Origin of the sequence: Acinetobacter sp. 40AMC3-4 (assembly GCF_049898185.1) — a bacterium.
Taxonomy (GTDB): domain Bacteria; phylum Pseudomonadota; class Gammaproteobacteria; order Pseudomonadales; family Moraxellaceae; genus Acinetobacter.
Genome location: NZ_JAFCXG010000002.1, coordinates 135,989 through 150,396 on the forward strand (window position 1 = coordinate 135,989; position 14,408 = coordinate 150,396).

The following is a 14,408-nucleotide window of genomic DNA, read 5'->3' on the forward strand; positions in this document are numbered from 1 at the left end:
CAACCCATATTTAAAATCTAAACAATAATTGTTATCATTATCATTAATTAATTCATAAGTTTGTAAATAGAATTTTCGATGATGAATAGTCCGAATATGCAAGCCATAGCGACTGGAACAGTTACTGCACCGAAACCATCAAGCAAAAATAAAGTCAAAGCAAATATGCTGGCTTATCGTGGGATGATTTTATATCGCTTTATTCTGGCGGGTGCTGGCGGTTATCTACTGGCTACACTGGCAACGATCTTGATTGCCCAGCTTTTTATCGACAGTGGAAGCAGTGCAGCCATGTCCGCCACCCTGATTGGCTTTAGCTTGAATGCTGCTGCATTTATCTGGGTATTTATTGTGAATAAGACGCTCAAAGCTACGCTCGGGATCGCGATTCCCGGTGTTTTACTCTATATCGCCTATAAGCTTTTAGGAAATTGAGATGAGAGTAGATGCAAAACCCGAAGGTCCACGCCAGTCGATGTCGTGGTTGCATACTTGGGCCAGTCTGATTTTAGGCTGGCTTTTATATGCGATTTTCTTGACCGGAACCTTAAGCTTTTTCCAGAACGAAATTACCGTCTGGATGAAACCGGAATTTCATCAATCAGTTCCACCAAAGACTCAAATCGAACAAACCCGTGTGGCACTGGCTTATCTGCAACAGCACCATCCGGATGCTGGCAGCTGGGCAATCCAGCTTCCTAACTCACGCCAAAACACTACCACCCTGACTATTCGTAGTGCCAGCGAAGATCCGCGTGCCCGTCGTGGCGGTACCCGCGTGACGATTGACAGCACCACGGGGGAAGTTTTGCAAGCGCGTGAAACACGTGGCGGTTCATTCTTATACCGTTTCCACTTTGAATTATATGGTTTGCCAAGGATCTGGGCACGCTGGATTGTCGGCGTTGCGACCCTGCTCATGCTGGTGGCAATCATCAGCGGTGTCATTACCCATAAGAAAATTTTCAAGGATTTTTTTACTTTCCGTCCCGGCAAAGGTCAGCGTTCATGGTTGGATGCACACAATGCTACTGCGGTATTTGCCCTGCCCTTTCACATCATGATTACCTTCAGTGGCTTATTATTATTGCTTTTTACCCTCATGCCCTGGGGCGTAAACCAGATTTATGAAAATCGTGGTGCTTTCCTTCAGGATCAACGTAAGAGTTTGGTTCAAGACAACAGTATTCAGGCTGAATCCCGTGAAACCCATAGTGAGAGCAAAAAACGTCGACCGCAAGCTGAGAGAGAAAATCGTGGCGAGCGCGGTGAAATGTCTGCACGCAGTGAAGGTCGCCGCTCTCGTGATGAAATGCAAGCTGCACCTCCTGCACCGTTAACCGATCTAGCTCCGATCTTGGCAACAGCCGAAAAAGAATGGAAAAATAATCCGGTGGGTATGATAACTATTATCCAGCCAAATACCGTAAAAGCAGAAATTGAGCTTCGTGCCTTAAACGGAGTCAGCGTAGCTTATCGCAATGTTTATCCGAGCCTTGCTTTTAATGGCGTAACAGGTGAATTAAAGCCAGATCAAACCACACTGAAAATGCCTTCAATCGCAAATGGTATTTATAATGTATTCACCACATTGCATGAAGCACGTGGTGTAGATCTGGCGTTACGCTGGTTATTGTTCATGTCAGGTGTGGTGGGTACCTTGATGATTGCCACCGGCTTGATTCTATGGTGTGTCAAACGTGCACCACAGCAACAGAAACAAGGCTATAAATCGTTTGGTTATCGTCTTGTGGAAGTCACCAATATCGCTGCCATTATTGGTTTACCTGTTGCCTGTGCTGCCTATTTCTATGCCAACCGTTTTATTCCGGCAGACATGGAGATGCGTCTGAACTGGGAAATTCGTAGCTTCTTTATTGTCTGGTTGCTGACGTTGCTGTATGCCATGATTCGCAGTCATCGACAAGCTTGGCTAGAGCTTCTCATGCTTGCAACTGGGACATTTGCCTTGCTCCCAATCGTCAATTTTCTGACCGGCGGTCAGGCGATCTGGAACACCATTATGCATGGTCAATGGGTCATTGCTTCTTTTGATCTAGCGATGTGGGTGCTTGCGATCTTGTTCTGGTTTTCATTTAAAAAAGTGAAAAACCATAAAGGCTTGTCGCCTAAAAAAGCCAAGGTTGCTCTCAAGGAGAATCAGTCATGATGTTTTTCTTACTGATTTGGGCTTTAACTTCACTGGGTTTCTTTGCGCTTGCAACGTCGATGTCCAAACATCAAAAACAAATTTTTGACACAGAACTCAACCCTGCAAAAACACAACTTGCGACTATTCTCGGTTGGGTATTGCTCATACTCGCCCTGATTCTGTGCCTGTGTACAGGAGCTATCAGCAATATGATCAGTTACTGGCTGGGTAGTCTGACTTTTGCAGCACTGGTGGTCGGCTTAAGCCTGAGTTATCTGGCAAGTAGAATTAAAGTGATCGTAATGTTCTGTGTGTTCATCGCCTCGATCTCAGGGATTCTTTGCTTGATCTAATCATTTGATTGACCAATCTCTTTAAAAAGCTGACTTTCGGATTGGCTTTTTTGCTTTAAACCTTTTAGTCTACACACAATATTTTTGAGATGTTGATATGACCCAGCGTGTTTCTCCCCCTGCTGCCCTGACCAATCTTGCCTTAGCCGGCAATGCTGAAGCGCAATTTGAACTGGCTGAACTGTATATGCAAAGCGAGCATGATGATGACATCATTCTTGCTGAAGAATGGGCGTTGAAAGCTGCCAACGGCGGGCTGGTGGATGCAATGTACTGGTTAGGTGAAGGTTATACCGTTTATGCCAAAGAGTTAGCAGAAAAAGATCCTGAAGAATCCAAAGCTCACTTTGAGTTAGCCTATTACTGGTTAAGCAAGGCCAATATCGAGAAGCACCCTGCTGCGACTTTGGAGCTGGCAGGTTTTTACCGTCGTGGCGATGTAATTGAAAAAGACGTCGAAAAATCGATTGCTTTGGTAAAACAGGCTGCGGAATGGGGCGAAGTTCAGGCGATGCGTGATCTTGCATTTATTTATGCCAATGGTTTAGGCGTAGATGGCAATGAAGAACAGGCTGAGTTCTGGACTCAAAAAGCAGATGCTGCTGAAGCTAAATAAGTAAAAAAAAGCCCATCAGATGATGGGCTTTTTTTTTAAGGATTATTCCAACAACCTGAACTTTGGCTGTCAAAAAATTCTATTTCGATATTTGGAGCTACTTTTTCATTTTTTATAAGCCGATAAATTCGATGGCACTCTTCCTGATTATTTTGAAATATAGAAATAGCCACCTTACCTGATTGTTTATTCTTAAATATCTGCTTTACCAAATGTGATTCCTGCTTGCCTAAGCTCCAGCCATAAATGACTAAATTAGCTTTTTGAGTTATTAAATCTGGTAGAACTTCATAGAAAATAGTACTCAAATAGGAACTACTTTTTATAGATTCAAGCTTTTTAGTTCCCGTACCCTCGGCAACAAATAAAGGAATTTTATTATCTTCCCATTGTGAAGTAATAACTTCTAACAAACCCTCAAAATCCCCTCTTTGAACTTTAGTTTCGGTATTTTTTGCATCTCTGAAAATAGATAAATTACCATGTTGATAAAGACTCAAAGTTACTTCTTTTTCCTTACGAATAGGATTTCTCAAATCTTGCCAATTATTTCTAAATAACCCGCTACCTTGAAAACAATCTTTAAATCTATGCCCATCTTCATTTCTATTTCCATACATTAAAATCCAATACAGGATTAAATCGTAATTAAGGGAGACTACTGTTCTAAATTGTTTTGTAAATTGATATAGCTGAGGTAATTGATCCGCGATATCAGAATGTTCACAATGAACTTCCTTCACCACTTTAATAAGAGCTTGTTTTATATTTTCGTAAGCTGAATCAAGTTTTTGATCAACTATTCCCAAATGCTTATTTATTAACTTCGCATGCCAAACCAATCGTAAAATTAATTCAAAATCAGATGTATCAAACTCAATAAAAAGTTTAGATATATCATCATTAAAAAGTCTTAATTTTTCAGCCTCTTCTTTTAAAGAATCAAAACGAAATTTTTGATGCAAAGCAACACTCGCCCCATTACCAATAATTAAATTGCCATTCTCATAATTATCCTTAATTTCAGCCCAGTCTTTGATTGCATACTCAAAACCATCAGTCATAGTTTATTCTCAAAATTTTCTTATTAGTCAGATATTAATCAATTTAGGATTGGAACAAAATCAATTTCCAAGTACAATACTGCGCTAGTCGAGGGATGCTGCGACGTTTTACAGGCACTAAATGTAAAATCGCTAGGCTCGACCATCGGTCAGACATTCGTTCTGATCAACAACGGCATCCGCGAACAGAACGATCCAATCTATTTTTTCCTAGGAGATCCTGATGAACGCGGTTACTGCTTCATTTACAGATTACAAAGTTGCTGATATTTCACTTGCTGATTACGGCCGTAAAGAAATCAAACTTGCTGAAGCTGAAATGCCAGCCCTAATGGGTCTGCGTAAACGCTACTCGGCAGCAAAACCGCTTGCAGGCGCGAAAATTCTCGGCTGTATCCACATGACCATTCAAACTGCCGTTTTAATTGAAACGCTGGTTGAATTGGGTGCAGAAGTTCGCTGGACTTCATGTAACATCTTCTCGACTCAAGACCATGCTGCTGCTGCAATCGCTGCTGCGGGCATTCCTGTATTTGCTTGGAAAGGCGAAACTGAAGAAGAATACATGTGGTGTCTTGAACAACAAATCAATGTAAATGGCACGCCTTGGGATGCCAACATGATTCTTGACGATGGCGGTGACTTAACGCTACTTGTTCATGAAAAATATCCAGAAGTGATTGCAAAAATTCACGGTGTAACTGAAGAAACAACGACAGGTGTTCAACGTCTGTACGAAATGCTTCGTGATGGCACTTTAAAAGTTCCTGCAATCAACGTAAACGATTCAGTAACCAAGTCTAAAAACGACAACAAATACGGTTGCCGTCACTCACTGAACGATGCAATCAAACGTGGTACAGATATGCTTTTATCTGGCCGTCGTGCACTTGTGATCGGTTATGGTGACGTAGGTAAAGGTTCTGCGCAATCCCTTCGTCAAGAAGGCATGATTGTACGCGTAACTGAAGTTGATCCAATCTGCGCAATGCAAGCATGCATGGACGGTTACGAAGTTGTATCTCCATACAAAAATGGCGTGCAAACTGGCAAGAAAGAAGACATCAATGTTGACCTTCTTCAAAACACTGACCTTATCGTAACTACAACTGGTAACTACCACGTATGTGACGCTGCAATGCTTGATTCATTAAAAGCTGGCGCAGTTGTTTGTAACATCGGTCACTTTGATACTGAAATTGATACAGCTTACCTACGTGGCTACAAGTGGGTTGAAGTTAAACCTCAAGTACACCAGGTGTATCGTTCAGAAAATGAAAATGATTACCTGATCCTTCTTTCTGAAGGCCGTTTGGTGAACCTTGGTAATGCGACTGGTCACCCATCACGTATTATGGATGGTTCATTTGCCAACCAGGTATTGGGTCAAATGCATTTATTCGCTGAGAAATTTGCTGATCTTCCAGAATCTGAAAAAGCTGCACAAATTCGTGTAGAACTTCTTCCTAAGAAATTAGATGAAGAAGTTGCTGCTGCGATGGTTGCTGGTTTCGGTGGTGTCTTGACTCAACTGACTCAAGAACAAGCGGATTACTTAGGCGTTCAAGTTGAAGGTCCATTCAAATCTGATGCTTATAAATATTAATACCCCTCACCCCATCCCTCTCCCTTAGGGAGAGGGTGACCATCCAAATTATTTTCAATGAAGTTTTAATGACTTCAAGTGAAAAAAATATGGGCTTAAACCCTGTATAATTCAGTAATGAATTCTCCTCTCCCTTTGGGAGAGGTCAGGGAGAGGGTGATAAGTAAAAAGGATTTGAACATGTCTAAACAGATTCCAATTTCATTTGAATTCTTCCCGACCAAAACTGATGTAGGTGCGGAAAAACTCAAAGTTGTGCATCAAGAGCTACAACTCTTAAATCCAGAGTTCTTCTCTGTGACCTATGGTGCTGGTGGTTCCACTCGTGAACGCACCCTGTCTACTATCAATGACTTTAATGGCAAAGGCGCACCTGTTGCCCCTCACTTGTCTTGTATTGGCGATGACAAAGCACGTATTGCTGAACTTCTAGACCTGTACAAATCTCAAGGCATTAACCGTATTGTTGCCCTGCGTGGTGACTTGCCTTCAGGCCAAGTGGGTTTGGGTGAATTACCTTATGCAGCTGATCTGGTTCGCTTTATCCGCGAACATTCAGGCGATCATTTTAAAATTGAAGTCGCAGCTTATCCGGAAATGCATCCACAGGCAGAAAGCTTTGACAAAGACATTCAGCACTTTGTTGAAAAAGTTCAGGCCGGTGCCAATGCTGCTTTAACCCAGTTCTTCTTCAATCCAGATGCTTACTTTTACTTTGTAGATCGTATCCAGAAAGCAGGAATCGATATTCCGGTTGCGCCAGGCATCATGCCAATTACCAATTCCAGCAACCTGATTCGCTTTGCTGATGGTACCGGTGCTGAAATTCCACGCTGGATTCGCAAGCAACTGGCAACTTATGGTGACGATACTGCCAGCATTAAAGCCTTTGGCCATGAAGTTGTGGTTAAATTCTGTGAGCGTCTACTTGCAGGTGGTGCGCCAAGCTTGCATTTCTACACCATGAATACTACTGACCCGACCCGTCAGCTGGTCACCGATCTTGGTTTAGCTTAAGTCCTTTATTTCACCGATTTTTTGAGTAGAACGATCAATGCCACGTTTTTATATAGATGCTGATTTAACTATTGATGTCAGCCTTGAGCTTACGGAAACTGTATTTCATCATTGGGTAAAGGTTTTACGCGCGCAAGTCGGTGAAAGCGCGACCCTGTTCAATGGACAGGGTGGCGAATATGACGTGACTTTAACCGAGGTTGATAAAAAATCAGCCACCGTCTCGGTCAATGCATTTAATCCTGCCAATCGCACACCAAAGTTCCAGGCTTTGCTCGGTCAGGTGATGAGTAAAGGCGACCGTATGGATTATGCGATTCAGAAAGCAGTCGAACTGGGCGTTTCCGAAATTCAGCTGCTGACTTCGGATCGTTGTGAAATGCGTTTAAAGTATGATCGCGACCAGAAAAAGCTGGATCACTGGCAAGGCATTGCTATTGCGGCTTGTGAACAATGTGGTCTGAATATTGTTCCTAAAATTTTAGCGCCCATATCACTTGAAAAATGGCTGGATACTGAACTACCCAACACCAAACTGGTTTTGGCACCCAATAAAGATGAAACAGATGTACTGGCAGAGGCGACCTTGGATCTTGTCCTATTGATCGGCCCTGAGGGTGGCCTGAGTGAGGCGGAAATTAGTACCGCAAATCAAAAAGGTTTTCTCAACTGGTGTATAGGCGAGCGTGTCCTGCGTACCGAAACCGCTCCTGTTGTTGCTCTGTCAATTTTAAATTATGTGCTTTAATTCATCGGATGAGTAAAAATTTGCCTTTAATTTTGTTGATTTTTATTTTCAAGGCATCTAATCTCGACTAAAGAATAACAAATACTTATTAATTGATTTCACACACTTCTTGGAGTTTCTATAATAACAATGTACAAGGACGAAAACCGTTTAGGATGAATACAGGCATTGAATCACATGGTTGATAATCAGGACGACTATATTCAGCAGCATTTGCATGATGCTCAAATTGCGAATACGCTTCGCCATAGTCGCTATTTTTTGCTCAGTATCATGGTGATTTGCCTCTATATTTTTTGTATTTATCACATTCAATATAGTCCTTCTAATACGTATTTTAATACCTGGTTTATTCTGACAGAACTTCTGGTCAGCATGTGCTGGCTGGTGAATACGCTGTATTTCAAACCCGAACAATATAATCAGAAAAGCGCGCACCGCTGGTTACAGATGCAGAGCCTTGCAGTCGGAAGCTGTATCGCGGCCGGTATTTATACAATTTATTACTATTTGCCGCAGGCCAATCCTGTATTTGAAGATATTGAAGCACTGACCTTGTCTGCCTTGTTGCTGATTGTAAGCCAAGCATTTGGCCTGACCTACCTGACCCAGAAACTGAGCTATTTTTGTCTGGTCTTTTTGCCGTCCTTATTCCCTTTTTTACTGTCGCAGCTTGACCATGTCGGTCATTCCAATCCCTTTTTTGGTCTGGCCTTAAACTTTGCGCTCATAGTGATTCTGCTGTGCGCGACAAGTAGTTATCGAATTCACAGCCGCACCTCACGTCTGTATGCGGAAAATGATATTTTGGTGAAAAATGCAGAACAGCAAGTGCATTGGACTGATGAACTGTGCCAGCAACTCAAAACTGAAGTCAATAAATCCAAAGATATTAAACAGCAATTACAGCTCAGTAACCAATTGCTGGAGCAAAAAGTACGGGAACGTACCTATGATATTGAACAGATCAATTATGACCTGAAGAATCAGCAGCAGAATCTAAAACTTGCACATGAAATTGCCGGTATTCGGCCATGGGACTGGAATATTCAAGAGCGCAGCATCACCTTAACCAATCATAAAGACGAAAAGATTCTGCGCGATTCCAAAGATCATCATCTGCAATTACAGTATCTGATTCACCCTGAAGATCTGGCCTATTTTAAGCGCAATATGAAGCAGCATCTGCGTGGCCAGATTGAACGCTATGATGCCACTTACCGGATCAAGCTCAGTGAAGGTGGCTGGAGTTGGGTACATGATATTGGCCGGGTGATCAGTCGTGATCCTAAAAATAAAAAACCCTTGCGCATGGTCGGTATCCGTCGTGATATCCAGCAGGAACGTCTGTCTCAAGAACGTTTAAAACTGGTGGCCAGTGTACTGGAACAAGCTGCGGAAGGCATTTTCATTCTGAATCTTGATTTAGATTATATCGATGTCAATCCCCACTACGAATACCTGAGCGGTTTTGAGCGTGACCAGATCATCGGTAAATCCTTATTTGATATTGCGGTGCAAAATAAATCCCAGCAACGTACTTTTCAGGCCAATATTGTCAAACAGATTCAAAAGATTGGCTCTTATGATGGAGAGGTTTATGCCAAATTTCTGTCTGGCAAAGAGTCGACCTTATGGCTGCATATTAATGCCGTGACTGATGATGAAGGCCGGATTACCCATTATATTGGCATTGTCTCAGATCTGACTGAACGTAAATTACAGGAACAGCGTCTATCCTATCTAGAAAATTATGACACGCTGACTGACTTACCGAACCGCTTCTACTATAACTATCAGCTACATCAGTATCTGGTTTCGCAAAAAGACTCTATTAAAGAGATGGCTGTGATTCGGCTTAACATCGACCGTTTCCGCCCATTGAATGAATATCTGTCCAATAATGGCGGTGATGAACTTTTACGTCAGGTAGCGCAGCGGCTGCGCATGACCAATGCAGAAGCGTTATTTGTGGCACATCTAAATGGTGATGATTTTGCGATTCTCTATGAAATCTCACATATTCGCCCTTCAGTTCAGCACCATTGTGAACGCATCGCTCAGGCCTTTAGTAGACCATTTAATATTTACGGTCAGGATCATGTGATTACCTTGTCCATGGGTGTGGCATTTTATCCGGATCATGGCCGTCAGCTAGATTATTTAAATAACTGCGCCGAACAGGCATTGAACGAAGCCAAAAATCTCGGTGGCAACACTATTCATTTTTATTCCAGTGAAAATAATGCTTTACAGAACAAAGGGGTTTTCCTGGAACGTGATTTGCGCAAAGCAATCCAGAATAATGAACTGGTGGTGTATTATCAGCCAAAAATCAATTTCAGCGATCAAAGCATTTATGGCTTCGAAGCGCTGATTCGCTGGAACCATCCAGAAAAAGGCATTATCGCACCAGGCCTATTTATACCGTTAGCTGAACAGACCAGCCTGATTTCAGACATTGGCCGTCTGGTGATCCAGCAGGCCGCTAAACAGATTCGCCAATGGAATGATCTGGGCTTTAATCATATTTGTGTATCAGTCAATATCGTGGCGCAGCAATTGCGTCGTGGTCAATTACTTGATGATCTGGACCAAGCCATTGCAGACAACCATATTTCTGGCGCCAGCCTGGAGCTGGAAATTACCGAATCTTCTTTAATTGAAAATTCGGAAGCGGTCAAAAACCTGCTGAATGAAATTAAACAGCGACATATTCATATTGCCCTAGATGATTTCGGTACAGGTTATTCTTCTCTCTCCTATCTTGCTGATTTTCCGATTGATACTCTAAAAATTGATCGCAGTTTTGTTTGCAAGATTGGGGAAAACAAACAGGCAGCCATTGTCAGTGCTATGGTGGCCATGGGTAAAGCCATGGGCATGACCGTGGTCGCGGAAGGCATCGAGACTGAAGAGCAGCTAGAATATCTACGTGATTTAGACTGTGATATTGCCCAAGGTTACTTATTTTCCAAACCGCTTCCTGAGCAGGATGCAACCGCTTATTTAGTGCGAGACAAGACGCATCAGACTTATATATCCCAAGTCTAAGTCCATACCCCACTACAATAAGTTTGTTGGAAAAACGGCCGTCTTTGTCTGTCCGAACTGGCTAACAAATGGTATATTCAGGAACATAAATAAATTCTTTGCCCGCTGACCGGGTAATCTTTACAACGATCGAGAGACTGATGGACGAACAATCTTTAAAGCAACAGGCCCTTTACTATCACGAGTTTCCTACCCCGGGGAAAATCAGCGTTACACCAAGCAAACAATTGGTCAACCAACGTGACTTGGCCCTTGCTTACTCGCCTGGCGTAGCTGCACCATGTCTTGAGATTGAACGCGATCCTTCAACTGCTGCATTGTATACGGCTCGTGGCAACCTGGTTGCTGTCGTGACCAACGGTACTGCCGTGCTTGGCCTGGGTAATATTGGTCCTTTAGCTTCTAAACCAGTGATGGAAGGTAAAGGCGTATTATTCAAAAAATTCGCTGGCGTTGATGTATTCGATATCGAAATTGCTGAAAATGATCCAGACAAGATTGTGGATATTGTCGCTGCATTAGAACCGACTTTCGGCGGGATTAACCTTGAAGATATCAAGGCGCCAGAGTGTTTCTATATCGAGCAAAAACTGCGTGAACGCATGAATATTCCGGTATTCCATGATGATCAGCACGGTACTTCGATCATTGTCGGTTCTGCGCTCCTCAATGCGTTACAAATCAACGGCAAAAAAATTGAAGATATCAAGATCGTGGCTTCAGGCGCGGGTGCTGCTGCACTGTCTTGTTTGAATCTGCTTTGTGCTCTGGGTGCTAAAAAAGAGAATATCATCGTTGCCGATTCACGCGGTCTGCTGACTACGCATCGTGAAGGCCTGGATGAATCCAAGAAAGCCTATGTACAAGACATCGAAGCTACTCAGCTCGGTGACGTGATTGCGGGTGCAGACATGTTCCTCGGTCTTTCTGCTGCGGGCATTTTGACCAAAGAAATGGTCAAGGTCATGGCTGAAGATCCGATCATCTTTGCCTTGGCAAACCCGGATCCAGAAATTCTGCCTGAACATGCGCATGAAGTACGTGATGACGTGATCATGGCAACTGGCCGTTCTGACTATCCGAACCAGGTGAATAACGCACTGTGCTTCCCGTACATCTTCCGTGGTGCATTGGACGTTGGTGCAACCACCATTAACGAAGAAATGAAAATTGCCTGTGTCCACGCGATCGCGCGTATGGCACACGTTGAAGCTGATGCGGCGACTTATGGTGAAAAATCTGCATCATTTGGCCGTGAATACCTGATTCCGGGACCACTGGATCAACGTTTGATTCTAGAAATCGCACCTGCTGTTGCACAAGCAGCCATGGATTCTGGCGTGGCAACACGTCCAATCACGGATTTCTCGCATTATCGTCAACGTTTGTCTGAGTTTGTCTACAACTCTGCATTCATGATGAAACCGATTTTCGAACAAGCCAAATCTGATCCTAAACGTATTGCTTATGCGGAAGGTGAAGACCTGCGTGTACTTCGCGCAGTTCAAATTGCGGTAGATGATGGTCTGGCAATTCCAATTCTGGTGGGTCGCCCAGCTGTAATTGAAGCCAACATCAAAAAATTGGGTCTACGTCTTGAAGATGGCGTGAATATCACGATTGTTGATCAGGAAAAGAACCCCAACTATGAAATGTTTGCAGATGATTATTACAACATCATGCAGCGTAAGGGTGTAACGCCTGAATATGCACAGCGTGAAGCACGTCGTCGCTCGACCCTGATCGCAGCGATGCTTGTGAAACATGGTATGGCAGACGGTATGCTGTGTGGTACATATTCAAGCTACGACATTCACCTGGACTTCGTCAGCAACATCATTGGCAAGAAAGATGGTCATAACACTTTCTTTACCCTGAATGCCTTGATGCTTGAAGACCGCAACCTGTTCATTGCCGATACCTATGTCAACACCAACCCAACGGCTGAACAGCTGGCTGAAATGACCATTCTGGCCGCTGAAGAAGTTCGCCGTTTTGGTATGACACCACGTATTGCCCTGCTGTCTCACTCAAGTTTTGGTTCAGACCAGCATGATGCCAGCGCGCAAAAAATGCGTAAAGTATATGACATCCTGTCTGAAATCGCGCCTGAGCTGGAAGTTGAAGGTGAAATGCACGGTGATGCTGCACTGGATGAGAACATTCGTCAGTTTGCATTCCCGAATTCACGTTTCAAAGGCTCTGCAAACCTGCTGATCATGCCGAATCTGGATGCAGCCAATATCTCGTTCAACCTGTTAAAGGCAACTTCAGGCAACAACGTAACGATTGGTCCAATTCTTCTAGGTGCTGCGAAACCTGTCCACATTTTGACGCCGACTGCGACCACGCGCCGTGTGATCAACATGACTGCACTGACTGTTGCTGAAATCCAGCAAGCAGAACAAGATGCACTTTAAGCCAATGACAAGATAACGACGCATCAGCCTCGTTTCTTAACTTGAGAAAACCTCTATTCTGTAGCATGATGCTTGTAAGAATAGAGGTTTTTTCATGCAAGTTTATTTAGTAGGCGGCGCAGTTCGAGATCATTTGCTCGGACACCCCTATCACGAAAAAGATTATGTGGTCGTTGGTGCAACTCCCGCGCAAATGCTTGACTTAGGCTATCAGCCCGTAGGCAAAGATTTCCCTGTTTTTCTACATCCCCAAACAAAAGAAGAATATGCACTGGCGCGTACCGAACGTAAATCTGGCGCCGGTTATCATGGTTTTGAGTTTCATACCGATGTCAGCGTTACACTGGAGCAAGATCTGATTCGTCGCGATCTGACCATTAATGCCATGGCCATGGACGATGCCGGCCACGTTTATGATCCTTATGGTGGTCAACAGGATCTGGAAAACCGGATTCTACGTCATGTTTCCAATGCCTTTGTCGAAGATCCATTACGGGTACTGCGGATTGCCCGTTTTGCTGCCCGTTATACCAGTGCAGGCTTTGTGATTGCCGATGAAACCTTGGCATTAATGCAACGCTTGACTGAAACCGGTGAATTAAATGCATTGACACCGGAACGCGTCTGGAAAGAGACTTCCCGTGCTTTATCCGAACGTCATGCTGATGTGTATTTTGAAGTATTACGTCAATGTGGTGCTTTAAAGGTGCTATTCCCTGAGATTGATGCCTTATATGGCATTCCACAGCGCCCTGAATATCATCCGGAAATTGACTGCGGCATTCACACCATGATGTCCTTGCAGCAGGCGTGTCGTCAAAATTATAGTCTGGATGTACGTTTTGCCGTTTTAGTGCATGACTTAGGAAAAGCTTTGACGCCGCTTGAAGAATTACCGCGACATATCATGCATGAAGAGCGAGGCATCAAGCCAGTGAATGACCTGTGTGACCGTTTAAAAGTGCCGACGTATACCAAGCAGCTGGCTTTGGCTGTGTGCAAAGAGCATCTGAAATGCCATCAGGCCTTCAATCTTAAGCCGGGAACCTTATGGCGATTATTGCAACGTCTGGATGTGTTACGTCGCCCTGAACGTGTCGAAGCTTTTGTTCAGGCGTGTGAATGTGATTCACGTGGCCGTCTAGGTCTGGAAGATCGTGCTTATCCACAAGCCCAATACGTCCTTGATGCAATGCAGACCGTACGTGCCATCAAGGCACAAGACCTGCCTGCCGATATTCAGGGACCGGATATTGGCGAAATGCTGATTGAACGACGGATTCAGGCACTTGGTGAGCTTAAAGCACAACAAACCGCAACAATTGAATAATAAAAAAAGCACCTTCGGGTGCTTTTTTTATAGCTTAATTTCTCTTTA

The 14,408-nt window shown here is 43.6% G+C and carries 11 protein-coding genes; 10 read left to right on the forward strand and 1 reads right to left on the reverse strand.

All coding sequences use genetic code 11. From position 1 onward, the window contains the following. Positions 1-78 precede the first annotated feature (78 nt). The 4 genes from ACP7BU_RS03340 to ACP7BU_RS03355 all read left to right on the forward strand — a co-directional run bounded on the left by ACP7BU_RS03340 (position 79) and on the right by ACP7BU_RS03355 (position 3,121). The gene (locus tag ACP7BU_RS03340; RefSeq protein WP_425878842.1) at positions 79-435 is read left to right on the forward strand and encodes a hypothetical protein; all 357 of its coding nucleotides are present in this window, start codon (positions 79-81) and stop codon (positions 433-435) included. Position 436: 1 nt separating this feature from the next. Beyond that, complete coding sequence (locus ACP7BU_RS03345; protein ID WP_425878840.1) at positions 437-2,170, forward strand: PepSY-associated TM helix domain-containing protein; 1,734 nt, start codon at positions 437-439, stop codon at positions 2,168-2,170. Next, positions 2,167-2,505: a DUF3325 domain-containing protein gene (locus ACP7BU_RS03350; protein ID WP_180086270.1), complete on the forward strand. Its 339-nt coding sequence runs from the start codon at positions 2,167-2,169 to the stop codon at positions 2,503-2,505. The genes ACP7BU_RS03345 and ACP7BU_RS03350 overlap by 4 nt, the downstream gene beginning before the upstream one ends. A 97-nt stretch (positions 2,506-2,602) precedes the next feature. Continuing rightward, positions 2,603-3,121 (forward strand): tetratricopeptide repeat protein, encoded by a 519-nt coding sequence (locus ACP7BU_RS03355; protein WP_180086272.1) that lies wholly within the window; start codon positions 2,603-2,605, stop codon positions 3,119-3,121. 35 nt (positions 3,122-3,156) lie between these two features. Here ACP7BU_RS03355 and ACP7BU_RS03360 read toward each other — a convergent pair whose 3' ends face one another. Further along, positions 3,157-4,185 carry a DUF4917 family protein gene (locus tag ACP7BU_RS03360; protein WP_224215610.1) on the reverse strand — a complete coding sequence of 343 codons (1,029 nt, stop codon included), beginning with the start codon at positions 4,183-4,185 and terminating at the stop codon, positions 3,157-3,159. Between the two features lie 223 nt (positions 4,186-4,408). On the opposite strand from ACP7BU_RS03360, the gene ahcY reads away from it, so the two are divergent. The 6 genes from ahcY (at position 4,409) to ACP7BU_RS03390 (ending at position 14,360) form a co-directional block, all read left to right on the forward strand. Next, complete coding sequence (ahcY, locus tag ACP7BU_RS03365) at positions 4,409-5,791, forward strand: adenosylhomocysteinase (RefSeq protein WP_004645731.1); 1,383 nt, start codon at positions 4,409-4,411, stop codon at positions 5,789-5,791. A 180-nt stretch (positions 5,792-5,971) separates the two neighbouring features. Continuing rightward, positions 5,972-6,808, forward strand: coding sequence for a methylenetetrahydrofolate reductase [NAD(P)H] (gene metF / locus ACP7BU_RS03370; protein WP_005103921.1), 837 nt, complete (start codon positions 5,972-5,974; stop codon positions 6,806-6,808). Between the two features lie 37 nt (positions 6,809-6,845). Continuing rightward, positions 6,846-7,556 carry a 16S rRNA (uracil(1498)-N(3))-methyltransferase gene (locus ACP7BU_RS03375; protein ID WP_005103922.1) on the forward strand — a complete coding sequence of 237 codons (711 nt, stop codon included), beginning with the start codon at positions 6,846-6,848 and terminating at the stop codon, positions 7,554-7,556. Positions 7,557-7,733: 177 nt separating this feature from the next. Next, the gene (locus tag ACP7BU_RS03380; protein ID WP_425878836.1) at positions 7,734-10,610 is read left to right on the forward strand and encodes a putative bifunctional diguanylate cyclase/phosphodiesterase; all 2,877 of its coding nucleotides are present in this window, start codon (positions 7,734-7,736) and stop codon (positions 10,608-10,610) included. A 140-nt stretch (positions 10,611-10,750) separates the two neighbouring features. Beyond that, positions 10,751-13,030 (forward strand): NADP-dependent malic enzyme, encoded by a 2,280-nt coding sequence (locus ACP7BU_RS03385; protein WP_004280528.1) that lies wholly within the window; start codon positions 10,751-10,753, stop codon positions 13,028-13,030. A 94-nt stretch (positions 13,031-13,124) separates the two neighbouring features. Further along, the gene (locus ACP7BU_RS03390) at positions 13,125-14,360 is read left to right on the forward strand and encodes a multifunctional CCA addition/repair protein (protein WP_425878833.1); all 1,236 of its coding nucleotides are present in this window, start codon (positions 13,125-13,127) and stop codon (positions 14,358-14,360) included. The last annotated feature ends 48 nt before the right edge of the window (positions 14,361-14,408 follow it).